The sequence below is a fragment of the Methylobacterium oryzihabitans genome, assembly GCF_004004555.2.
GTDB lineage: Bacteria > Pseudomonadota > Alphaproteobacteria > Rhizobiales > Beijerinckiaceae > Methylobacterium > Methylobacterium oryzihabitans.
This window is the reverse complement of sequence record NZ_SACP01000038.1, coordinates 28,439-50,395: the sequence shown is the minus strand read 5'-3', so window position 1 is coordinate 50,395 and position 21,957 is coordinate 28,439. Positions and strand designations below refer to the sequence as shown.

Below are 21,957 nucleotides of genomic sequence, written 5' to 3'. Positions count from 1 at the left end.
CACGCTGCTACACCCCCGCGAGCGCCCGCAGCCACGTCGCCACCGCGCTGGCGCCGGCATCCGGCACCCCGATCGCGCGCTCGCCGAGATAGCTCGCCCGGCCGAGCCGCGGCGTCATCCCGGCGGTCGCCGCGGCACCGGCCTCGGCGGCCTCGGCCGCGGCCGCCAGGGCGTCTCCGGCATTCCGCCCCGCCGCGACCGCGGCCCGGAACGCTCCGGCGGCCGGGTGCAGGGCGTCGAGCATCGTGCGGTCGCCCGGCCGGGCGCCGCCGAGATCCGCGATCGCCGCGACCGCCTCCTCGAACGCCGCCGCCCAGGCGGCGAGATCCGGTTCGGCGCCGAGGCGGCGCGAGGCCCGAAGCAGCGCGGTGGCGTAGAACGGGCCGGAACTGCCGCCGATCGCCCGCCGCAGGGCGTCGCCGAGTCCCGCCAGCACAGCGGCCGGCGAGGTCCAGGCGGAATCCATCAGGCCCTCGATCGCGTCGGCGGCCCGCACCATGCTGGCCCCGAGGTCACCGTCGCCGGCCCGGCCGTCGAGATCGGCGAGCCGGGCCTCGTCGGCGCGCAGCGCCGCCGCGACGGCGGCGAGCGCGGCGCGAAAGCGCGGGGCCGCCGCGCAGGCCGGTCCGGACACGGCCGGTGCCGCGGCGGCCGGCCCGCGCACCGTGACGCGCTCCGGCGCCGCCCGGCCGCCGCCCGGCCAGGCCGGGGCGGAGGCGGGCGCGTCGAGGCCCGCCAGCACGGCGTCGTCGGCGGCCAGGACCGACACCGAGCAGCCGGCCATGTCGAGGGCGGTGAGGAAGCTGCCGGCCCAGGCGCGCTCCACCGTCACCCCGCGCCCGCGCAGGGCCGAGAGGGCGCGGCGGGCGACGATCGCCAGTTCCATCGGCGGCGTGGCGCCGAGGCCGTTGACCAGCAGCGCGGCGCGGGCACCGGTCCCGAGGTCGAGCGCCGCGAGGATCCGGTCGATCAGGACATCGACCAGCGCGTCGGCGGCCTGCGCCGTCGCCCGCTGCGAGCCCGCCTCGCCGTGGATGCCGAGGCCGAGTTCGATCTCCTCCTCGCCGAGGGTGAATCCGGGCCGGCCGACCGCCGGCACGATGCAGGGCGTCAGCGCCACGCCCATCGTGCCGAGCCGGGCCGCCGCGCCGCGGGCCGCCGCCGCGACCCCGGCGACCGGCAGGCCGGCCTCCGCGGCCGCACCCGCGACCTTGTGGACCAGCACCGTGCCGGCGATGCCGCGGGAGCGGGCCGGGTCGATCCGGTCGCGCAGGGCGACGTCGTCGGCCACCACCACGACCTCGGTCGGAATGCCCTCGGCCCGGGCCAGCTCGGCGGCGAGGCCGAAATTGAGCCGGTCGCCGGTGTAGTTCTTGACGATCAGCACCGCGCCGGCGGGACCCGCGCAGGCGCGGATCCCGGCCAGCACCGCGTCGGTGCTCGGCGAGGTGAACACGTCGCCCGAGACCGCGCCGGCGAGCAGGCCCGGCCCGACATAGCCGGCATGGGCCGGCTCGTGCCCGGCCCCGCCGCCCGACAGGACCGCCACCGGCCGCCGCGCCGGCTCGGGCAGGCCGGCGCGGACCACCACCGTCTCGTCCTCGAGGAGCGCGAGCCCCGGATGGAGGTCGACGAGGCCCTCCAGCATCTCGCGGACGACGTGGCGCGGGTCGTTGATGAGCTTCTTCATGGCCCGGCTCCGGCGGGCGGCCGCTGCGGGCCGCGGGAACACCGCCAGCGGCGGACGAATCCAGCCGGCAGCCGTTGCGTCCGCCCGGCGAGCCCGGCCACAGTAGGGCCGCCGCCTTCGCGATGTCGAGCGCAGACCTGCGATCCATCGGAGCCGCCAGGAGGAGACGCATGAGCCCCGCCACCATCTACGACCACGGCCTCGACCGGAACCCGGCCAACCACCAGCCGCTGACGCCGCTGACCTTCCTGGAGCGCGCCGCAACGGTGTTTCCCGACCACGTCGCGGTGATCCACGGGCCGCTCCGGCGCAGCTACCGCGACCTCTACGCCCGCTGCCGGCGGCTCGCCTCGGCGCTGGCGGCGCGGGGCATCGGGCGCGGCGACACGGTGGCGGTGATGCTCGCCAACACCCCGGCGATGATCGAGTGCCACTACGGCGTGCCGATGGCCGGGGCGGTGCTCAACACCCTCAACACTCGGCTCGATCCGGCGGTGCTCGCCTTCTGCCTCGACCACGGCGAGGCCAAGGTGCTCGTCACCGACCGGGAATTCGCCCGCACGATGGGGCCGGCCCTGGCCCAGGCCGGGGTGAAGCCGCTGGTGATCGATGTCGACGACCCGGAATACACCGGCCCGGGCGAGCGCCTGGGCAGCCTCGACTACGAAGAATTCCTGGCCTCCGGCGATCCGGACCACGCCTGGGCGATGCCGGCGGACGAGTGGGACGCGATCAGCCTCAACTACACCTCGGGCACCACCGGCGACCCGAAGGGCGTGGTCTACCATCACCGCGGCGCCTCGCTGCTCGCGGTCGGCAACGTCGTGGCGGGGGATCTCGGTCGGCACCCGGTCTATCTCTGGACCCTGCCGATGTTCCACTGCAACGGCTGGTGCTTCCCCTGGACCCTGTCGGTGGTGGCCGGCACCCATGTCTGCCTGCGGCAGGTGCGGGCCAAGGCGATGTACGACGCCCTGGCGGATCACGGCGTCACCCATCTGTGCGGGGCGCCGATCGTGATGTCGCTGCTCATCAACGCCCCCGAGGCGGAGCGGCGCACGCTGCCGGGCCGGGTGGCGTTCCTCACCGCCGCCGCGCCGCCGCCCGAGGCGGTGCTCGCCGGCATGGCCGAGGCCGGCTTCGACGTCACCCACGTCTACGGGCTCACCGAGACCTACGGCCCGGCGGTGGTCAACGAGTGGCATGCCCACTGGGACGCGCTGACCAAGCCCGAGCAGGCGGCCCGCAAGGCGCGCCAGGGCGTGCGCTATCCGCCGCTGGAGGCCCTCGACGTGCTCGACCCGGAGACGATGCAGCCGGTGCCGGCGGACGGCGAGACGATGGGCGAGGTGATGTTCCGCGGCAACGTGGTGATGCGCGGCTACCTCAAGAACCCGGCCGCGACCGAGGCGGCGTTCCGGGGCGGCTGGTTCCATTCCGGCGACCTCGGGGTGAAGCATCCGGACGGCTACGTCCAGCTCAAGGACCGCTCGAAGGACATCATCATCTCGGGCGGCGAGAACATCTCGTCGATCGAGGTCGAGGAGGCGTTGTTCAAGCATCCGGCGGTCGCCGCGGCGGCGGTGGTGGCCAAGCCCGACGAGAAATGGGGCGAGACGCCCTGCGCCTTCGTGGAGCTGAAGGGCTCCGAGATGGTCTCGGCCGAGGAGCTGATCGGCTGGTGCCGGCAGACGCTCGCCGGCTACAAGGTGCCCCGCCACGTCGTCTTCGTCGAACTGCCGAAGACCTCGACCGGCAAGGTGCAGAAATTCGTGCTGCGGGAGATGGCGAAGGCGATCGGAGGCTGAGGCCGGACCGAGAAGCCCTGGAGAAGCGGACCGGGCCTGGATCGGCCCGGTCCCTGCCGGAACGGCGATCTGCGGGGTCGTCCGGTGCGATTCGAAGGGCCGCCGCGGGGCGCGCTGCCGGCCCTCACGGGCTTCGACGGGCGCTGCTCGGCGCGGCGGCTTTGCAATAACGCTGAACTATAAAGGGAATGGTCTAGTGCATCGTCCGAGATTCGCCGGAGCGGAGCCGGTTGATCTCGTCCTTGAGGTGAAGCTTGCGCCGCTTCAGTTCGACGATGCGAAGGTCGTCAGTCGAGGGATGAGCGATTGCGTCCTGGATCTCACGCTCGAGCGCTTCGTGCTTGCGCTCCAGTTCGATCAGATGCGTGTGCAACGACATCAGCCGATACCTCCTGTCATGGTCCTGACACGAGGAATCTGCCACAGGCCGGGACGCATGTCGAAGCCAATCGATGCTGCATTGCAGCATGGATGGCGGGCTCGGCGTCGCTCGGGCTGGAACGCTACGTCGTGCCCTGTCCCGTCGCCGGCGACCGGCCACGGGGTTCTCAAACCCGGCGGCCCGTGCTATCGGCCTTCCGTCGCGGGTGTAGCTCAATGGTAGAGCAGCAGCCTTCCAAGCTGAATACGAGGGTTCGATTCCCTTCACCCGCTCCAGCTTCTCAAGGCCGGAAAGCTCTCCCCGGACGGGGAGTTGGCGTTCCGGCCTTTCTCTTGGCTGGTCTCTCTGCCGTTGCGTGATACCAGCCTGAGACCAGTTTCAGCTTCCTCAGGGGTCCAGGCGTAGCCAGGCACAGCACCGGTCGTCGAAGCCTCTCGCGGGAGGGGCGCGGGATTCGTGGGGACCGCCATATCGGGGCTGTCCTCTGCCTCCTGGTCCCCCGCTGATACGGATTTCGAACGATTCAGTCCGGAATCCGTATCAATAGCCCGCGCGGCGCATGAGCGAAGTCGATTTCCGCATCGCGACAGCGATCCCGCAGGGATCGCCGAGCGATCAATCGGAAATCGTAGGAGCAGGTGAAGACCAGGATGCTCCTTCGCGTCGTCGCTCAGGAGATGAAAAGGCCGGGGGTTAATCTGCGGCGGGCACCACGCAGGGGCGGGGCGAAGGGGCATCGCGAGCGTGGCCCGGATGCCGGCTGAACGGCGATCGATCTCCGATGCGAGCGCCGCTTGACCCAGGGACCCGAGCAGGGCCCCCCTGCAACGGCCGCGCTGGCTCGGACCGGGTCGTTGCGCCACACTCGGCGCGAGTATCCCCGGCCGGAGCCGCCTGCATGACCCAAGCCCGCCTGTTCGAGCCGCTGCACCTCGACGGTCTCGCCCTCGACAACCGGATCATCATCGCGCCGATGTGCCAGTACTCGGCCCGGGACGGGCAGGCGAGCGACTGGCACATGATGCATCTCGGCCAGCTCGCCATGTCGGGCGCCGGGCTGCTCACCCTGGAGGCGACGGCGGTCTCGCCGGAGGCGCGGATCACCTACGGCGATCTCGGCCTCTACGACGACGCCTGCGAGCGCGAGCTCGGCCGGGTGCTGGCGGCGATCCGCGAGTATTCCCCGATCCCGCTCTGCATCCAGATCGCCCATGCCGGCCGCAAGGCGTCGAGCCAGGCGCCGTGGGAGGGCGGGCAGCAGATCCGGCCCGACTCGCCGAGAGGCTGGCTGACCGAGGCCCCCTCCCCGCTGCCGCACGGCGCCGAGGAGGTCGCGCCCGCCGCCCTCGACAGGGCCGGGCTGAAGCGGGTGCGCGACGACTTCGTCGCCACCGCCCGCCGGGCCGTGCGCCTCGGCATCGACTCGGCCGAGATCCACGCCGCCCACGGCTACCTGCTGCACCAGTTCCTGTCGCCGCTCTCCAACCAGCGCACGGACGAGTACGGCGGCAGCCTGGAGAACCGCCTGCGCTTCCCGCTCGAAGTCTTCGACGCCGTGCGCGACGTGTTTCCCGCCGGCAGCCCGGTCTGGGTCCGGGTCTCGGCGACCGACTGGGTCGAGGAGGGCTGGGAGGTCGAGCAGACCATTGCCTTCGCGGAGGCGCTCAAGGCCCGCGGCAGCGCGGCGATCCACGTCTCGACCGGCGGCGTCTCGACGAAGCAGAAGATCGCCCTGTCGCCGGGCTATCAGGTGCCGTTCGCCGAGCGGATCAAGGCCGCGACCGGGCTGCCGACGATCGCGGTCGGGCTCATCACCGAGGCGCGGCAGGCCGAGCGCATCCTGGCCGAGGGCAAGGCCGACGCGATCTCGATCGCCCGGGCGATTCTCTACGATCCGCGCTGGCCCTGGCACGCCGCCGCCGAACTCGGCGCCCGGGTGCGGGCGCCCAAGCAGTACTGGCGCTCGCAGCCGCGGGAGTACAAGGACCTGTTCCTGGACACGCATTTCGGTCAGCGCTGATCGGCCGGTCTCGTCCAAGATGGCACGGCGCTTGCCGGCCGTTCCCTGGCGTCGTTCTCTGCGGAAGGTCGGGACCTTGCGCAGGGCAACGACGACCAGCGAGACGAGACGCCGCCGATGCCAGCCAACCCTGTCGATGCCGTCGAGGCGCGCCCGCCCCTCGGCAAGCTGATCCCGCTCGCGCTCCAGCACGTGCTGGTGATGTATGCCGGCGCCGTGGCGGTGCCGCTCATCATCGGACGGGCGCTCGGGCTGTCTCCGGGGGACATCGCCTTCCTCATCAGCGCCGACCTGTTCGCCTGCGGTCTCGCGACCCTGGTGCAGTGCGCCGGCCCGCCGGGCATCGGCATCCGCCTGCCGGTGATGATGGGCGTGACCTTCGCGGCGGTCGGGCCGATGCTGGCGATGGCGGCGACGCCCGAGGTCGGCCTGCTCGGCATCTACGGCTCGGTCATCGCCGCCGGCGTGTTCGGTCTCGTGGTCGCCCCCTCCATCAGCCGCCTGCTGCCGCTTTTTCCGCCGGTGGTCACCGGCACCATCATCCTGGTCATCGGCATCTCGCTGATGCGGGTCGGCATCAACTGGGCCGGCGGCGGGCTGCCGACGGTGACCCGGATGGTCGACGGCGTGCCCGGCACCTTCCCCAACCCGGCCTATGGCGGGCTCCCCGGCCTCGGCATCGCGCTGTTCGTGCTGCTCGTCATCCTGGCCCTCATCAAGTGGGGCACCGGCTTCATCGCCAACGTCGCGGTGCTGCTCGGCATCGTCGCCGGCTCCGTCCTCGCCCTCTTCCTCGGGCTGATGCATCTCGACCGGGTCGCCGCCGCGCCGTGGTTCGCGCCGGTGCTGCCGTTCCACTTCGGCTGGCCGAGCTTCCACCTCGTGCCGATCGCCACGATGTGCGTCGTGATGGTGGTGGTGATGATCGAGTCGCTCGGGATGTTCCTGGCGCTGGCCGAGATCACCGGCCGGCCGGTCGATGGGGCGGCCCTGGCCCGCGGCCTGCGGGCCGACGGGCTCGGCACCCTGCTCGGCGGCGTGTTCAACACCTTCCCCTACACCTCGTTCTCGCAGAATGTCGGGCTGGTCGGCGTCACCGGGGTGCGCTCGCGCTTCGTCACCGTCGCGGGCGGCGTCATCATGCTGATCCTCGGCCTGCTGCCGAAGATGGCCGCCCTGGTCGAGGCGGTGCCCCAGGTGGTGCTCGGCGGCGCCGGACTGGTGATGTTCGGCATGGTCGCGGCGACCGGCGCCCGGATCCTGGCGACCGTCGATTTCCGCACCAACCAGAAGAACATGTTCGTGGTCGCGGTGGCCGTCGGGTTCGGGATGATCCCGCTGGTGGCGCCCGCCTTCTTCCGCAACCTGCCGCACGCGCTGCATCCGCTGCTGGAATCGGGCATCCTGCTGGCCGCCCTGGTGGCGGTGCTGCTCAACGCCGTCTTCAACGGGCTCGGCAGCGCCGAGCAGGCGCGGAGCGAGGCCACGGCGGCGGCGGCCGCCGCCGAGCACGTCTAGACCCGAGGGAGCGACGATGACGCTGGTACACAAGACCTACGGCAAGGGCCGGGTGCGGGTGATGCGGGTCCACCGCGGCGGCGGGCGCCACGAGGTGCGCGAACTCTCCGTGCAGGCGATGCTGACCGGCGACTTCGACCGCACCTTCACCCACGCCGACAATCTGCGCACCGTCTCGACCGACACGATCAGGAACGTCGTCAACATCGTCGCCCGCGAGAACCTCGCCCTCGGCAACGAGGAGTTCTGCCGGGCGGTGGCGCAGCGCCTGCTCGATTCCTACGACGCCGCCGAGACCGCGACCGTTTCGGCGCACGAGACCCGCTGGGCCCGCCTGACCGTCGACGGCACGCCCCACCCGCACACCTTCACCCTCGACGGCAACGGCAAGCCGACCGCGTCGGTGACGATGAGCCGGAGCGGGACCCGGATCGAGTCGGGCGTGGCGGGCTTCACCTTCCTCAAGGCGACCGAGTCGGGCTGGGCCCGGTACCACAAGGACCCCTACACCACGATTCCCGAGACCGACGACCGCATCGCCGCCACCAGCATGGAGGCGTCGTGGCTGTGGCGCGCGGCGCCGGCCGACTACGCGGCGGCCAACGCCCTGATCCTCGACACGATGCTGCGGGTCTTCGCCACCACCTACAGCCACAGCGTGCAGGACAGCCTGTACCGGATGGGCACGGCCGCCCTCGACGCGGTGCCGGAACTCGACACCATCACCATGGCCTGCCCCAACAAGCACTACCTGCTGCTCAACCTCGCGCCATTCGGGCTCGACAACGCCAACCAGGTCTTCGTCGCCACCGACGAGCCGCACGGCCAGATCGAGTGCACGGTCGGCCGATGAGCGTCACCCTCGATGCCCTGAACGCGGCCGACCGCGCTGCGTTCGTCACGGCCCTCGCCGGCCTGCTCGCGCCGCTGCCCGAAGCGGCGATCGACGCGGCCGCGGCGCAGCGGCCGTTCGCGAGCGTGACCACCCTGCACGAGGCGCTGATGCGGGCCGCCGCCGCCGACGCCCCGGCCGTGTTCGGGGTGCTGCCGGACCTCTCGGCATCGGACCTGCGCGACGCCTCGGCCGGGGAATCCGGCCCGACGCCGGAGCAGGCCGCGACCCTCGCCCGCGGGGTCGCGGCCCATCGCGCGCGCTTCGGGCTGCCCTTCGTGCTCTGCGCCACCCGGCACGACCCGGCCTCGGCCCTGGCGCGGCTGACCGCGCGCCTCGCCGACGATCCCGCGGCCGCGCAGGCCGCCGCCCTGGCGGAACTCGGCCACCTGCTGCGCCAGCGCCTCGCCGCGTCGGTCGACGGGCCCGGCCTGCCGGGGGTGAACGGCCGGCTCTCGACCCATGTCCTCGACACCCATGGCGGCCGCCCGGCCGCCGGGGTGGCGCTGCGGCTCTACGCCCTCGGCGCCGGGCGCCGGCTGGTCACCGCCACCACCACCAACCGCGACGGGCGCACCGACGCGCCGCTGCTGTCGGGCGCGCCGCTGCGGGCCGGGCGCTACGAGATCGAGTTCGATCTCGGCCCGTACTTCCGCGACCGGGTGCCGGAGACGGTCGGCAACCTCTTCCTGGAGACGGTGCCGCTGCGCTTCGGCATCGACGAGCCGGAAGGGCACTACCACGTCGCCCTGATCGCGACGCCGTGGAGCTATACCTGCTACCGCGGGAGCTGACCGCCCCGCCTCACGGCGCCGAGGCCGCCCGGATCCGGGCGCTCGCCGCCGCGAGCCCGTCCCAGGCCGGGCGCCCCGGCGCGAAGCGCGCCCGGAGATAGGACGCGAGCGCCGCCACCTGACCGTCGTCGAGGCTGTCGCGAAACCCCGGCATCGCCGAGACCGGCGCCGCCTCCGGCATCGCCCCGGCGATCCGGGTCGCAGGAGCCTGGACGCCGTTGAGCACGACCTGGAGCAGGTTGTCGGGCCGGTCGCTGTGCAGGCTGGTGTTCAGCGACAGGGCGGTGGCGAGACCGGCGCCGCCCTCGTGGCAGCCGCCGCAGGCGCCGGCGAACAGCCGGGCGCCGGGCAAAGCCTCGGCGGCCGGGCTCTCGGCCGGGGCGGCGCGGGCCGGCGGGGCGAAACTCGCGAGATACACCGCCATCGCCCGGATGTCGGCGTCGGGCAGTGGCGCCAGGGCCGCCACGACCTCGGCCATCGGACCGGCGGCGCCGCCGTGGCGGTCGGCGTGTCCGGTGCGCAGATAGGCGTAGAGCTGGTTCTCGTCCCACGGAACCGGCGCCCGCGACAGGCCGTTGAGCGCCGGCGCCTCCCAACGGTCGGCGATGCCGCCGCCGAGATGGGCCTCGCCGCGCAGTTCCGCCCCGAGCGTGCCGCGGCCGGTATGGCAGGCGCCGCAATGGCCCAGCCCCTCGACGAGGTAGGCGCCGCGGTTCCACGCCTCCGACCGCGCCGGGTCCTGCGGCAGCGCCGAGTCCTGCGGCAGCACCTCTGGGCGCAGGTGCAGCAGGTTCCAGACCGCCATCAGCGGCCGATAGCCGAACGGGAACCGCAAGGCGGTCTCGGGCACCACGGTCGCGGCCGGGGCCTGCGCCATCAGGTAGGCGTAGAGCGCCTGGAGGTCGGCCTCACCGACGCGCGAAAAACTCGGATAGGGATGGGCCGGGTAGAGGTGGTGGCCGTCGCGGCTGACTCCCTCGCGCATCGCCCGGGCGAAGGCCGGGTAGGACCACGCGCCGATGCCGCTGGCGGCGTCCTGGGTGATGTTCGAGGCGTAGACGACCCCGAACGGCGTCTCCAGGCCGCGGCCGCCGGCGAGCGGGGTGCCGTCGAGGCCGGCATGGCACACGTTGCAGGCGCCGGCCGCGGCGGCGAGCCGGCCCCGGGCGATCGTCGCCGCCGAATAGACCCCGGCATCGGGCCGCGGGATCGGGGCGTAGGCCGGCCGCCACGGCAGCGCCGTCGCGGCGAGCCCGAGCGCCGCCCCGGTCGCCCCGGCGATCCAGCCGAGCAGGCCGCGGCGGCGCGGCTTCGGGGCGTCGGGCCCGGCCAGAGCCGGCGGGTTCAGGGCCGCCCGCACCCGCTCGGCGGTGAGCGGCAGCTCGCGAAAGCGCACCCCGGTGGCGTCGAACAGCGCGTTGGTGATCGCCGCCGCGCTCGGCACCGAGGCCGATTCGCCGGCCCCGAGAGGCGGCTGGTCCTGGCGCGGCATCATCACCACGTCGATCGCCGGCAGGTCCGGGAAGGTGAGGATCGGGTAGGCGCCCCACTCGCGGGAGGTGACGCCGGTGGCGTCGAACCCGACCGCCTCCTTCAACACCCGGCTGGTCGACTGGACGACGTTGCCGTGGATCTGGTGGCGCACCCCGTCCGGGTTGACCATCAGCCCGGTATCCTGGCCGACCACCACCCGGGTCACCGCGACCTCGCCGGTGACCCGGTTGACCGCCACGTCGGCGACCCACGCGGACCACGCCGCCGCGGTGCCGGGAAACTTGCCGTGGACGTAGACCGCGTAGGCGAAGCCGCGGCCGTAGAGAATGTCGCCGGAGCCGCCGTGGCTGCGGGGCGCGGCGTGCGGCACCCAGCCCGCCTTCTCGGCCACCGCGCGGATCAGGTCGGCCCCGCGGGAATCGGGCAGGTAGCGCAGGCGGTAGTCGATCGGATCGATGCCGGCCGCGGTGGCGAGTTCGTCGATGAACGATTCGTGCGCGAAGCTGTTCGGCATCGCCGAGACGCCGCGGAACCACGACGCCCGGGCGATCGGCGGCATGTCGTGCACCGTCACCCGGGCATCGCCGTAGGCATAGGGCGGGATCGCGGTGCGGTCGCCCATCTCGAACACCGCCGGCACCGCCGGAATCGTTCCGGTCAGCAGCAGCGCCAGGGTCGGGGCGCCGTTGGACGGATAGCGGGTCTCGAAGTCGTATCCGGCGGGACCGCCCTCGCGGTCGAGGCCGCCGCGTACGTCCATCACCTGGGCGGCGCCCTTCGGTTCCCAGGCGTGCTCCTGCTCGCGGGTGAGTTGCACCCGCACCGGCCGGCCGACGGCACGCGACAGCAGCGCGGCATCCGCCGTCACGTCGTCGGCGCAGTTGCGGCCGTAGCAGCCCGCCGCCTCGTGGCGCTCGACCCGGATGCGCTCCTCGGGGAGGTCGAGCAGCCGGGCGAGGTCGGCCCGGAGCGGAAACGGGTTCTGGGTCCCCGACCAGACGGTGAGGCCGTCGTCGCGCCAGTCGGCGACGGCGCAGGAGGGGCCGATCGAGCCGTGCATCTGGTAGGGCCAGACATAGGTCCGGTCCATCGCGGTCTCGGCGGCGGCGAGCGCCCGGTCGACGTCGCCGCGGTCGAGCAGGCGCCGGGGCGTCGCCGGGTTGGCGCGAAGCGCCGCCTCCGGGTCGTTGAGGTCCGGGATGCCCGGCGCGTCGCGCCAGCGCAGCCGCAGCCGGCGGGCGGCCAGCACCGCGTTCTCCTCGCGCTCGGCGACGACGCCGACGAAGTCGCCGAGCGCCACCACGGCGACGAGGCCCGGCACGTCGGCGACCGAATCCTCGTCGACCGCGATCAGGCTGGTGCCGACATGCGGCCCGGCATCGATGCCGGCATAGGGCGGGCGCACCACCCGTCCGTGAAGCATGCCGGGCACCCGCACGTCGTGCACGTAGGTCCAGGTGCCGGTGGCCTTGGGCAGGATGTCGGTGCGCGCCACCGACCGGCCGACGACCCGGTGCTCCTCCACCGGCTTGACCGGGGCCGCGGGGTCGATGCTCAGGACGGTGCGGCCGTCGCGCACCAGGGCGCCGTAGCCGATGCGGCGGTTGTCGTCGCCCGGCGCGCGCACCACGCCGTCTTCGACCGCGAGGGCCTCGGGCGGCAGGCCGAGGAGCCGCGCCGCCTCGGCGACGAGGTGCCGGCGCGCCGTCGCGGCCGCCTGCCGCAGCGGGATCGCCGCGACCTGGATCGTCTCGCTGGCGATGGTGGCGCCCTGGTTCGGCGCCGCCGCGGTGTCGCCGAGCACCATCGTCACCCCATCGACCGCGAGGTCGAGTTCCTCGGCGACGATCTGGGCGAGCGCGGTGCGGATCCCGGTGCCGAGATCGACATGGCCGTTGAAGGCGACGACCCGGCCCTGCGGCTCGACCGCGAGGTAGAGCGCGCCGGTCCCCGGCTCGACGACCACGAGGCCGTCCGGGGCGTCGAGCCAGGTGAGGCTGTCGGGGCCGGGGGGCGTCGTCGCGCTCATGCGCCCTCCCCCGCGGCGTCGCGCGGCCCGGCGGCGGCCCGGCGCACCGCCCGCAGGATCTCGACATGGGTGCCGCAGCGGCAGAGGTTGTGCCGCAGGGCCTCGCGGATCTCGGCCTCGCTCGGATCGGGGTTGCGGGCGAGCAGCGCCGCGCTGGTCATGATCATCCCGTTGAGGCAGTAGCCGCATTGCGCGGCGTTCTCGGCCACGAAGGCGGCCTGGACCGGGTGCAGCGCCCCGTCCGCCGCGAGCCCTTCGAGGGTGACGACCGGCCGCCCGCCGACCGCCCCGAGCGGCACCGTGCAGGCGCGCACCGCCCGGGCCCCGACCCAGACCGTACAGGCGCCACACTCGCCGAGCCCACAGCCGAATTTCGGGCCGTTGAGGGCGAGGTCGTTGCGCAGGACGTAGAGCAGCGGGGTCGCCGGTGCCGCCGCGACCTCGTGGGTACGGCCGTTGACCGTGAGGCGGACCGGCGGCGGGGGCGGCGGCTTCCTCGCCGCCGACGCGGGTTCGCGTGTGCTCATCCGGACCGGTGCGCTCCTGAGAGGTGGGGAGACGATTCGTACACGAATGATCCGGCGCCACAACCGGGACGGCGGCCGGCTTGCGCGACCGCATCCGGCTTGGCCGTCGAGTTGCTTGCCCGCTCCGGGCGCCGAAAGGCTAGGACAAGGGACCGCCGTGCCGAACCTGGACGACGTCGTCAGAGAGATCGCCGACGAGATGCGGCAGCGGACCGACCGCGGCGCGGTCGCGTCCTACATCCCCGAACTCGCCCGGGTCGATCCGGGCGCCTTCGGCCTCGCGGTGATCGACGCCGACGGGCGGGCCGCGGTCGGCGGCGACGCCGACGTGCCGTTCTCGATCCAGAGCATCTCGAAGGTGTTCACCCTCACGCTGGCTCTCGGCATGGTCGGCGACCGGCTGTGGCGGCGGGTCGGGCGCGAGCCGTCCGGCAGCCCGTTCAACTCGATCGTCCAGCTCGAACGCGAATCCGGCGTGCCGCGCAACCCGTTCATCAATGCCGGGGCGATCGCGGTGACCGACCTGATCCTGTCGCGCCACCAGCCGCGGGAGGCGCTCGGCGAGATCCTGCGCTTCATGCAGTTCCTGGCGCAGGACTCGTCGATCGTCATCGACGAGGCGGTGGCGGCCTCCGAGCAGCGCACCGGCTTCCGCAATGCGGCGCTCGCCAACTACATGCGGTCGTTCGGGGTCATCGACGGCCCGGTCGAGTACACACTCGGCGTCTACTACCACCACTGCGCCATCGCGATGACCTGCCGCCAGCTCGCGACGGCGGGGCGCTTCCTGGCGCATTCCGGGCGCGATCCCTCGACCGGCCACCTCGTGGTCCAGGCCGAGCGCGCCAAGCGCATCAACGCGGTGATGCTGACCTGCGGCCACTACGACGGCTCGGGCGAGTTCGCCTACCGTGTCGGGCTGCCGGGCAAGAGCGGCGTCGGCGGCGGCATCCTGGCGGTGGCGCCGGGCCGCGCCTCGATCGCGGTATGGTCGCCGGGGCTCGACGCGGCCGGCAACTCGCATCTCGGCCGCATCGCCCTCGAAGCCCTCACCCGCCGCATGGGCTGGTCGATCTTCGGCGGCTGAGCCGCGCCCGGGTCAGGGCTTCCCGGCCCGCACCGCGTCCTGGATCGCCGCCTCGTGGTACCAGCCGCTGCCGAAGGCGGCGTCGGCGTAGGTCTGGGCCGGCGCCGCCACGGCCTTGCCGGCGGCGCGCGCGGCGGCCGTGCCGCGCACGGGGAACTGGTAGATCTTGGCTGTGTGCCGCTGGGTGCTGGTGCTCATCGCGCCGGCCCTCCGTTCGAGTCGGTCCCGCATCTGGTCGGACCTCAACCTAGCAACGGCCGCACGCGTTTTGAACGACCTGCCTGAATAAAAAACATGATTTGACGACAATATGTGCATATAAGCACTTGCCAAAACGAACAGCATCAAGGTTGCAGGTCAACGGCAACGCAACCGGGCGAGTTCTGCCCCAATTGCGGCGCCGGATCCGGCGTCATGCTGACCGATTGGGCACGATCATCGCCATGATGCCTTTTTGATAGGCTTTCGCCCCGAGCCTGACCGCCGGCGGCGGGACCGGCGGCGGGCTCGTCCATGGCGCGCGAACGGGCCGGTCAACGCGCCGGCCTCTGGCATGTTCCCTGCTTTGGGTGTGCTGCCCTACGCAGCCGCGTGGAAGTTCGATTTGGACCACGTTTCACATCGTGAGATGGTGAAAGACGCACTATGACGAAGTACAAGCTCGAATACATCTGGCTGGACGGCTATCAGCCGACCCCGAATCTCCGCGGCAAGACGCAGATCAAGGAGTTCGACAGCTTCCCGACGCTCGAGCAGCTCCCGCTGTGGGGCTTCGACGGCAGCTCGACCAAGCAGGCCGAGGGGTCGAGCTCCGACTGCGTGCTCAAGCCGGTCCGCCACTTCCCCGACCCGGTGCGCACCAACGGCGTGCTGGTGATGTGCGAAGTCATGATGCCGGACGGCAAGACCCCGCACCCGTCGAACAAGCGCGCCACCATCCTGGACGACGAGGGTGCGTGGTTCGGCTTCGAGCAGGAATACTTCTTCTACAAGGACGGCCGTCCGCTCGGCTTCCCCGAGAGCGGCTATCCGGCGCCCCAGGGCCCGTACTACACCGGCGTCGGCTACACGAACGTCGGCAGCGTCGCGCGCCAGATCGTCGAGGAGCATCTCGACATCTGCCTCGCCGCCGGCATCAACCACGAGGGCATCAACGCCGAGGTGGCGAAGGGCCAGTGGGAGTTCCAGATCTTCGGCAAGGGCTCCAAGAAGGCGGCCGACGAGATCTGGATGGCGCGCTACCTGCTGCAGCGCCTGACCGAGAAGTACGGCATCGACGTCGAGTACCACTGCAAGCCGCTCGGCGACACCGACTGGAACGGGTCGGGCATGCACGCCAACTTCTCGACCGCCTACCTGCGCGAGACCGGCGGCAAGGAGTATTTCGAGGCGCTGATGAAGGCGTTCGCGGATGCCCGCGCGGACCACATCGCCGTCTATGGCCCGGACAACCACATGCGGCTGACCGGCAAGCACGAGACCGCCTCGATCCACACCTTCAGCTACGGCGTGGCCGACCGCGGCGCCTCGATCCGCGTGCCGCACAGCTTCGTCAACAACGGCTACCGGGGCTACCTGGAGGACCGCCGCCCGAACTCGATGGGCGACCCCTACCAGATCGCCTCGCAGATCCTGAAGACCATCGCGTCGGTCCCGACCGGCGAGTCGAAGGTCTCGGCCGCGGCCTGACGACCGCGCGGCGTCGAACGACCCGCGCCCCCTTCCGCGCCATCTGGCCTCCCCGGCCGGATGGCGTTCTTGCGTCTGCGCCCGCGATCGTCCCCAGGCCGCTTGCGCACCGGCGAAAGGCGGTTGCCGCCGGCCCCGAACCCCACTATAGCTCCCCTCGCCGCACCGAGCGCCCTTCGTCTAGCGGTCTAGGACGTCGCCCTTTCACGGCGAAAACACGGGTTCGAGTCCCGTAGGGCGCGCCAGCGGGCATCGCTGCTCACAGACATAGGACGCCGATCCCCGCAGGCGGCTTCAGGACTGCTTCCGGTCCCTGGACGCGCGACGCCGCGCGGCGAGCAACCTCCCCTTCCTCGCGGATCGTTCGACGGCGGAGCGCCGGATCCGACCCGCCCCGCGCCGCCGGAGGCGCGGCCCGGTCCTGCGCGGCCGGCCGCGAGGCAGGTCGGTGCCGTGCCCCGGTCGGTGGGCATGCGGCCGTCAGTGATACGGTTTTCGGACGATCAGCTCCGAAAATCGTATCACCAGCCCGCGCGGCGCATGAGCGAAACCGATTTCCGCATCGCGAAGCGATCAATCGGAAATCGTATGATACGCTTTTCGGACGAGTCGTTCCGGAACGCGCATCACCAGCCCGCGCGGCGTCTGGGCGAAGCCGGCCTCTGCATCGAGACAGGGACTGCAGCGCAGTCGGCGAGCCATCGACCGGAGCCCGTCTGATTCCTGTGATCAATCAGGCTTCGGGACGATGCAAATCCGTGACAAGTGCTAGGTTATGCTCGGAGGAACTGCACGCGGCCCGCGCGCGTGCGTCGCCACACAAGCAAGAACGCCACGCCGGAGCTGCATCATGAGCTGGTACACCGAGGCCGGGATGCCGGTCCCCCTGTTCGCCGATCCGGGTGAGACGGTGAGCCTGCGCGTCCTGCTTGAACGGGCCTACGGTGCCGAGGCTGTCGGGCGCTGGAATGCTGTCACGCTCAGCTACAGGTCCGGCGCCGACTACGACAGTTTCGGATACTGGAAATCCGACGATGCCTCGGTCACGCAGCTTCTCCGCGACGGCCTGCCCCTCGATGCCGACACCGAGACCGTCGTCGCGGCCGACGATCTCGACCGCATCACCCTGCGAGCCGGCAACCTCATCTACGCCAACGTCCGCATCGCGGTCCGGACCGCGGAGGCGCCGACGGACGCCTACCAGGTCCTGACGCTCCAGACCGTGCCCGCCGGCCTCGCCGGTGCCGCGGCCCTCGACGGCACGGTCTCGCCCGGCGAGATCGTTTCGGCCGCCCGGGCCCTCGCCGCCAGATACGACGGCGTCGCGAACGTCAACGATTGCCATTACATCGCCAACGCCATCGCGTCCGCGGCCGGCGCCAGCCTCCCGACCCTGTCCTACGCCTTCAACCCCGCCCGGAATCAGGCCGGAGGCTACTGGCGCGTGGCGCATCGGGGCTCGGACGCCGCGCTCCAGAACTGGCAGGCGCTGCTGCAACCGGGCGACATCGTGCGCCTGGAATGGGCGAACGGCTCGGGCGGCCACACCTTCACGGTCACCTCCGGCCTCGACGCGGCCGGGCAGATCCAGGTCGTCGACAACATCGGCAACCGGATCTCGGAGCATCGGGCCGACTACGACGGGCCGGTCTCCAGGCCCGGTTCGGTCACGGTCTACCGGCTCACCTCCGACAACCTGTCGCTCGCGCAGGCCGGCGACGCCGACGACCGGCTTCAGGGAACCGTGTGGAACGACGAGCTGCGCGGCGACGGCGGCTCCGACACCCTGTTCGGCGGCCTCGGCGACGACAGGCTGATCGGCGGCCCAGGCCTCGACACGCTGATCGGCGGCCCCGGCGACGACATCTACATCCTCGACGGCACGTCCCAGCCGGCCTGGGGCGGCACCGGGTTCTCCTACGACGAGGTGGTCGAGGCGCAGGGCGGCGGCACCGACACCGTCGTGGTCGGGCGCGACATCAGCGAGGTCGCCGACGAGATCCGGTTCTTCACGGCCTACACCCTGGGCGCCGCCATCGAGAACGGCGTCGTGGCCGGGACCGATGCGTTCGATCTGATCGGCAACGCCCTCGACAACCGGCTCACCGGCAACCGGAGCGCCAACCGCCTCAGCGGCGGAGCCGGACGCGACCTCCTCGAAGGGGGCGACGGCAACGACACCCTCGTCGGCGGAACGGGGCTCGACACCCTCGTCGGCGGAGCCGGCAACGACGTCTACGAGGTCGACCGTCCGACCGACGTGGTGGTCGAGGCGGCCGGCGGCGGCATCGATCAGGTGCGCACCGCGGTGAGCTACAAGCTGCAGGTCGGCCAGGAGATCGAGCGCCTCACGGCCTATGCCTACGTCGCCTCGGGCCTGAAGCTCACCGGCAACGAGTTCAACAATACCGTTTCGGGCACGGTCGGGAACGACGTGCTGAACGGCGGCGGCGGAGCCGACATCCTCACCGGTCTCGCCGGCGACGACACCTTCATGTTCGTCAACGGCCTCGTTCCGGGCGTGGTCGACCGCATCGCCGATTTCGGCACCCGGCCGGGCGACGACGACCGCATCCTCCTGGGCCAGCATGTGTTCCGCGCCCTCCCGGCGGGACCGCTCGCCCCCGAGGCGTTCAAGGACACCTCCCTCGGCGCGGTCGACGCCGGCGACCGCATTCTCTACGATGGCCTGACCGGCATCCTCTCCTACGATCCCGACGGCAGCGGCAACCGGACCGCGGTCCGGTTCGCCCTCCTCGACGGGGCCCCGCGGCTCGGGGCGGACGACATCGTCGTCGCCTGAGCCCGCGGGCCGGATGCGCCGATCGGTCATGCGAAATCCGATCGATTGCGTCGGGCGGTCCCCGCGGGATCGTGGCGATCGCCGTGCCATCGCTTCGCGATGCGGATTCCGTATCAGTTGCTCACCGGCTTTGCGGTCCCTTGCGGATGAAACGGACCGGTGTTCGTCTGCACCCGCTGCCCCGGTGGAAGGCGGTTTGCGGTGTGGCGCGCCTCCTCTCTCCCGAGTGGGCTAAAACATGCACATAACTCGCTCTGAATGTTCTCACCCTGGAAGGTCGTGCGCCTCTCCTCCCCCTTGTGGGGAGGAGGTGGAGGTGGGGGTGGTGCAGGAGGCACCGGTCAGGGTTGTCCGGCACCACCCCCACCCCTGGCCCCTCCCCACAACTTGCAGCGATCTCGGGCAGGCCCGAGATCGCCTGGGGAGGGGAAGCGCGTTAACTTCCAACGGGTTAGCTTTCAAAGGAGAAGTGTGAATCCGCTAGCCCGAGTGGGAGAGGAGCCGGGGGATCGAAGATCCCGCACGGGCCTGTGGCCCGCGTGAGGGCGGCTCGGGTTCCGAGATGAACGACCAGCGTCGAGCTGCGCAGCTCAACCGCTGGTGCCTGATTCTGGAACCGAGCACCCTGCGCGATCTTCGATCGCCCCTACCCCTCTCCCACTTCTTGCAGCGATCCCGGGCAAGTCTGGGATCGCCTGGAGGGGGGATCCCGCGCTCAGAAATTTCGACTGCTAAATCAATCGGTTGGAGCCAGTTTCCGTTTAGGCCGCCCGGACGGCGCCGTGCTTCGCCGCGGGCGTGCCGTGGGTGAGGTCGTGGAACTCGGTGATCGCGGCCGGACGCCCGATCAGGTAGCCCTGCATGCCCTGGCAGCCCTCGGCTTCGAGGAACCGCAGTTCCTGCTCGGTCTCGACGCCCTCGGCGAGGACCGGAAGGTCGAGGCCGCGCCCGAGGCCGAGGACCGAGCGGACGATCGCGGCAGTCTGGGTGTTGCGGTCGACCGACCGGATGAACGACGAGTCGATCTTGATCTTGTCGAACGGGAAGGCGCGCAGGTTCGACAGCGACGAGTAGCCGGTGCCGAAATCGTCCATCGCGATGCCGACGCCGAGGCGCTTGATCTGCTGGAGCGTCGCCAGGGCGCGCTCGGGGTCGCGGATCAGCGCCGTCTCGGTCAGCTCGATCTCGAGCCGGGCCGGGTCGAGCCGCGTCTCCATCAGGATGTCGTGCAGGGTCTGGACGAAGCCCGGATGGTGGATCTGGACCGCCGAGACGTTGACCGCGACCGCCAGGGCCCGCGGCCAGCCCGCCGCCTCGCGGCAGACCTCGCGCAGGACCCACTCGCCGATCTGCAGGATCAGGCCCGATTCCTCGGCGATCGGGATGAACACCGCCGGCGAGACCGAGCCGTGGCCCGGCCGCCGCCAGCGCAGCAGCGCCTCGAAGCCGGTCACCTCGCCGCCCGCCACATGGCACTGGGGCTGGTAGACCATCCGCATCTCGCCGCGGGCGATCGCGTGGCGCAGGCCGTGCTCCAGCATCCGCCGCTCGCGGACCTCGACGCCCATCGCCGCCTCGAAGAACCGGTAGGTGCCCCGCCCCTCCGACTTCGCCCGGTAGAGCGCGGTGTCGGCGTAGCTGAGCAGCGTCGTCCGGTCGGCGGCATCGTCGGGATAGATCGCGATGCCGATGCTGGTGGCGACCAGCGGACCGCCCGGCGCGTCGAGGTTGCGCTGCCGCAGCGCCTCGAGCAGCGCCTCGGCGAGGCGCCCGGCCCCGACCGCGTGCTCGAAGCTCGCCAGGATCGCGAACTCGTCGCCGCCGAGCCGGGCCATCATCTGCCCCTCGGCCAGCAGGCCGTCGGCGACCCGGGCGACGCCGACGAGCATCGCGTCCCCCGCCGCGTGGCCGAACAGGTCGTTGACCTCCTTGAAGCGGTCGAGATCGAGGCACAGCACCGCGAGCTTGCGTCCGCCGACCTCGGCGAGGCGGATCTCCTGGTCGAGTCGGCCGTGAAAGCTCGCGCGGTTGGCGAGCCCGGTGAGCGGGTCGTGATGGGCGAGGAACTGGATCTGCCGCTCGGCCCGCCGGCGCGCCCGCAGGTCCCGCACCGCCACGGCGTAGTGCGGCTGGTTGGCATACTCGACCGGGCGCAGGATCAGCTCGACCGGGACGGTCTCGCCGCTGGCCCGGCGCAGGTCGGCCTCCACCGGCTGCTCGGGCTGCGCCGCGAGGGCGAGACGGGTCGCGTCGCCCGGCAGGAACGACGACAGGGCGAGCCCTGCCAGATCGGTGGTCGTGCAGCCCGCGAGGGCGGCGAAGCTGTGGTTGGCGCTCACGATCCGGTCGCCACGGCACACCACCAGCCCCTCGACGGCGGCGTTGGCGAGGCTGCGCAGGCGCTCGCCCTCCTGGGTCGAGAGGCGCCGGTCGCGTAGGTCGAGGGCGAGGGCGGCGCAGGCGAGGAGCAGGATCGTGAGGCTGGCCAGCGCCACCGCGACCGCGAGCCACTCCGACGGGATCGCCTCGACAGGGATCTCGACCGTCGGATCCGGCACGATCGTGACCGCCCCCATGGCGGTGAAGTGGTGGCCGCAGATCGCGACGAGCAGCAGCAGCGCGCCGGCCAGGCGGGGCCGCAGGCCCGGGCCCGACAGGGCGACCGTCACCGCGGCGGCGCCGAAGGCCGCCCCGAGCGCGATGGAGGCGGCGACGAGCGCCGCGTCCCAGCGGACGTGCCCGGCGACCTCGAAGGCCGCCATGCCGGTATAGTGCATCGCCGCGATGCCGCCGCCGGCGATGGCGCCGCCGAGCCCGCGCAGGGCCCGCGGCCCGGGCCACAGGGCGACGAGGAGGCCGATCCCGGTCAGCAGGACGGCGTGGACCAGCGACAGGACCGTGCGGCCGACCGCGTAGGCGGCCGGGATGTTGGGCGAGAAGGCCAGCATGGCGATGAAGTGCGTCGCCCAGATCCCCGATCCCCCCGCCACCGCCGCCACGGCGAGCCAGGCGTACCGGGTCCGGCCGAGCGTGCGCGCGGCGTGGCACAGCAGCCAGACCGCGGTGACCGAGGCGAGGGCGCACACCCCGGCGGCGAGCGCGACGAGGCGCAGGTCGTGGGCATCGACGAAGCAGCCGAGGACGTTCAGCACCGAGGAGTTCCTGTCGCGGATCGGGGGCCCGTGCATCAGGCGCAACAATCGTGAACACACCATGAGGTTGTA

General features: G+C 72.0%; 14 protein-coding genes and 2 tRNA genes. 10 read left to right on the top strand and 6 right to left on the bottom strand.

All coding sequences use genetic code 11. The features are described from left to right. Nucleotides 1-7: 7 nt before the first annotated feature. On the bottom strand, nucleotides 8-1,690 hold the full coding sequence (locus tag EOE48_RS25415) for a dihydroxyacetone kinase family protein (protein ID WP_127733674.1): 1,683 nt from the start codon (nucleotides 1,688-1,690) through the stop codon (nucleotides 8-10). A 170-nt stretch (nucleotides 1,691-1,860) separates the two neighbouring features. Here EOE48_RS25415 and EOE48_RS25410 point away from each other — a divergent pair, with 170 nt between their 5' ends. After that, complete coding sequence (locus EOE48_RS25410) at nucleotides 1,861-3,498, top strand: acyl-CoA synthetase (protein ID WP_127733673.1); 1,638 nt, start codon at nucleotides 1,861-1,863, stop codon at nucleotides 3,496-3,498. Nucleotides 3,499-3,691: 193 nt separating this feature from the next. On the opposite strand, the gene EOE48_RS25405 is transcribed toward EOE48_RS25410, so the two are convergent. Beyond that, complete coding sequence (locus tag EOE48_RS25405) at nucleotides 3,692-3,877, bottom strand: YdcH family protein (RefSeq protein ID WP_187371547.1); 186 nt, start codon at nucleotides 3,875-3,877, stop codon at nucleotides 3,692-3,694. A 204-nt stretch (nucleotides 3,878-4,081) separates the two neighbouring features. On the opposite strand from EOE48_RS25405, the gene EOE48_RS25400 reads away from it, so the two are divergent. The 5 genes from EOE48_RS25400 (at nucleotide 4,082) to uraH (ending at nucleotide 9,104) form a co-directional block, all read left to right on the top strand. Beyond that, nucleotides 4,082-4,155: transfer RNA gene (locus tag EOE48_RS25400), tRNA-Gly, on the top strand. Between the two features lie 623 nt (nucleotides 4,156-4,778). After that, a complete protein-coding gene (locus tag EOE48_RS25395) occupies nucleotides 4,779-5,900 on the top strand; it encodes an NADH:flavin oxidoreductase/NADH oxidase (RefSeq protein WP_127733671.1) in 1,122 nt (373 codons plus the stop codon). A gap of 117 nt (nucleotides 5,901-6,017) precedes the next feature. Beyond that, on the top strand, nucleotides 6,018-7,418 hold the full coding sequence (locus EOE48_RS25390) for a nucleobase:cation symporter-2 family protein (protein WP_127733670.1): 1,401 nt from the start codon (nucleotides 6,018-6,020) through the stop codon (nucleotides 7,416-7,418). A gap of 16 nt (nucleotides 7,419-7,434) precedes the next feature. Next, a complete protein-coding gene (gene pucL, locus EOE48_RS25385) occupies nucleotides 7,435-8,271 on the top strand; it encodes a factor-independent urate hydroxylase (RefSeq protein ID WP_127733669.1) in 837 nt (278 codons plus the stop codon). Further along, nucleotides 8,268-9,104 carry a hydroxyisourate hydrolase gene (gene uraH, locus EOE48_RS25380; RefSeq protein WP_127733668.1) on the top strand — a complete coding sequence of 279 codons (837 nt, stop codon included), beginning with the start codon at nucleotides 8,268-8,270 and terminating at the stop codon, nucleotides 9,102-9,104. Before pucL ends, uraH begins: the two co-directional genes overlap by 4 nt. 10 nt (nucleotides 9,105-9,114) lie before the next feature. Here uraH and EOE48_RS25375 read toward each other — a convergent pair whose 3' ends face one another. Together EOE48_RS25375 and EOE48_RS25370 are read right to left on the bottom strand one after the other, a co-directional pair. Beyond that, nucleotides 9,115-12,627, bottom strand: a complete 3,513-nt coding sequence (locus EOE48_RS25375) for a molybdopterin cofactor-binding domain-containing protein (RefSeq protein WP_127733667.1) — start codon at nucleotides 12,625-12,627, stop codon at nucleotides 9,115-9,117. Continuing rightward, nucleotides 12,624-13,154: a (2Fe-2S)-binding protein gene (locus EOE48_RS25370; RefSeq protein ID WP_127733666.1), complete on the bottom strand. Its 531-nt coding sequence runs from the start codon at nucleotides 13,152-13,154 to the stop codon at nucleotides 12,624-12,626. The genes EOE48_RS25375 and EOE48_RS25370 overlap by 4 nt, the downstream gene beginning before the upstream one ends. Nucleotides 13,155-13,311: 157 nt before the next feature. Between EOE48_RS25370 and EOE48_RS25365 the strand changes: the two genes are divergently transcribed. Then, nucleotides 13,312-14,241: a glutaminase gene (locus EOE48_RS25365; protein ID WP_127733665.1), complete on the top strand. Its 930-nt coding sequence runs from the start codon at nucleotides 13,312-13,314 to the stop codon at nucleotides 14,239-14,241. Nucleotides 14,242-14,253: 12 nt separating this feature from the next. Here the strand turns inward: EOE48_RS25365 and EOE48_RS25360 are convergent, their stop codons facing one another. Next, nucleotides 14,254-14,439: a DUF2735 domain-containing protein gene (locus tag EOE48_RS25360; protein ID WP_127733664.1), complete on the bottom strand. Its 186-nt coding sequence runs from the start codon at nucleotides 14,437-14,439 to the stop codon at nucleotides 14,254-14,256. 447 nt (nucleotides 14,440-14,886) lie between these two features. Between EOE48_RS25360 and EOE48_RS25355 the strand changes: the two genes are divergently transcribed. The 3 genes from EOE48_RS25355 to EOE48_RS25345 all read left to right on the top strand — a co-directional run bounded on the left by EOE48_RS25355 (nucleotide 14,887) and on the right by EOE48_RS25345 (nucleotide 18,733). After that, a complete protein-coding gene (locus EOE48_RS25355; protein ID WP_127733663.1) occupies nucleotides 14,887-15,930 on the top strand; it encodes a glutamine synthetase beta-grasp domain-containing protein in 1,044 nt (347 codons plus the stop codon). A gap of 169 nt (nucleotides 15,931-16,099) precedes the next feature. Then, nucleotides 16,100-16,175, top strand: a tRNA-Glu gene (locus EOE48_RS25350). Nucleotides 16,176-16,780: 605 nt separating this feature from the next. After that, nucleotides 16,781-18,733, top strand: a complete 1,953-nt coding sequence (locus tag EOE48_RS25345; protein WP_187371546.1) for a calcium-binding protein — start codon at nucleotides 16,781-16,783, stop codon at nucleotides 18,731-18,733. 761 nt (nucleotides 18,734-19,494) lie between these two features. On the opposite strand, the gene EOE48_RS25340 is transcribed toward EOE48_RS25345, so the two are convergent. Next, nucleotides 19,495-21,885: an EAL domain-containing protein gene (locus EOE48_RS25340; RefSeq protein WP_127733683.1), complete on the bottom strand. Its 2,391-nt coding sequence runs from the start codon at nucleotides 21,883-21,885 to the stop codon at nucleotides 19,495-19,497. Nucleotides 21,886-21,957 lie beyond the last annotated feature (72 nt).

Bases quoted from the DNA above. Each gene is read 5' to 3' on its own strand.
- EOE48_RS25390 (WP_127733670.1), top strand. From the start codon at position 6,018: ATGCCAGCCAACCCTGTCGATGCCGTCGAGGCGCGCCCGCCCCTCGGC.
- EOE48_RS25405 (WP_187371547.1), bottom strand. From the start codon at position 3,877: ATGTCGTTGCACACGCATCTGATCGAACTGGAGCGCAAGCACGAAGCG.
- EOE48_RS25370 (WP_127733666.1), bottom strand. From the start codon at position 13,154: ATGAGCACACGCGAACCCGCGTCGGCGGCGAGGAAGCCGCCGCCCCCG.
- EOE48_RS25360 (WP_127733664.1), bottom strand. From the start codon at position 14,439: ATGAGCACCAGCACCCAGCGGCACACAGCCAAGATCTACCAGTTCCCC.
- uraH (WP_127733668.1), top strand. From the start codon at position 8,268: ATGAGCGTCACCCTCGATGCCCTGAACGCGGCCGACCGCGCTGCGTTC.
- EOE48_RS25415 (WP_127733674.1), bottom strand. From the start codon at position 1,690: ATGAAGAAGCTCATCAACGACCCGCGCCACGTCGTCCGCGAGATGCTG.
- EOE48_RS25395 (WP_127733671.1), top strand. From the start codon at position 4,779: ATGACCCAAGCCCGCCTGTTCGAGCCGCTGCACCTCGACGGTCTCGCC.
- EOE48_RS25345 (WP_187371546.1), top strand. From the start codon at position 16,781: ATGAGCTGGTACACCGAGGCCGGGATGCCGGTCCCCCTGTTCGCCGAT.
- EOE48_RS25355 (WP_127733663.1), top strand. From the start codon at position 14,887: ATGACGAAGTACAAGCTCGAATACATCTGGCTGGACGGCTATCAGCCG.
- EOE48_RS25410 (WP_127733673.1), top strand. From the start codon at position 1,861: ATGAGCCCCGCCACCATCTACGACCACGGCCTCGACCGGAACCCGGCC.
- EOE48_RS25375 (WP_127733667.1), bottom strand. From the start codon at position 12,627: ATGAGCGCGACGACGCCCCCCGGCCCCGACAGCCTCACCTGGCTCGAC.
- pucL (WP_127733669.1), top strand. From the start codon at position 7,435: ATGACGCTGGTACACAAGACCTACGGCAAGGGCCGGGTGCGGGTGATG.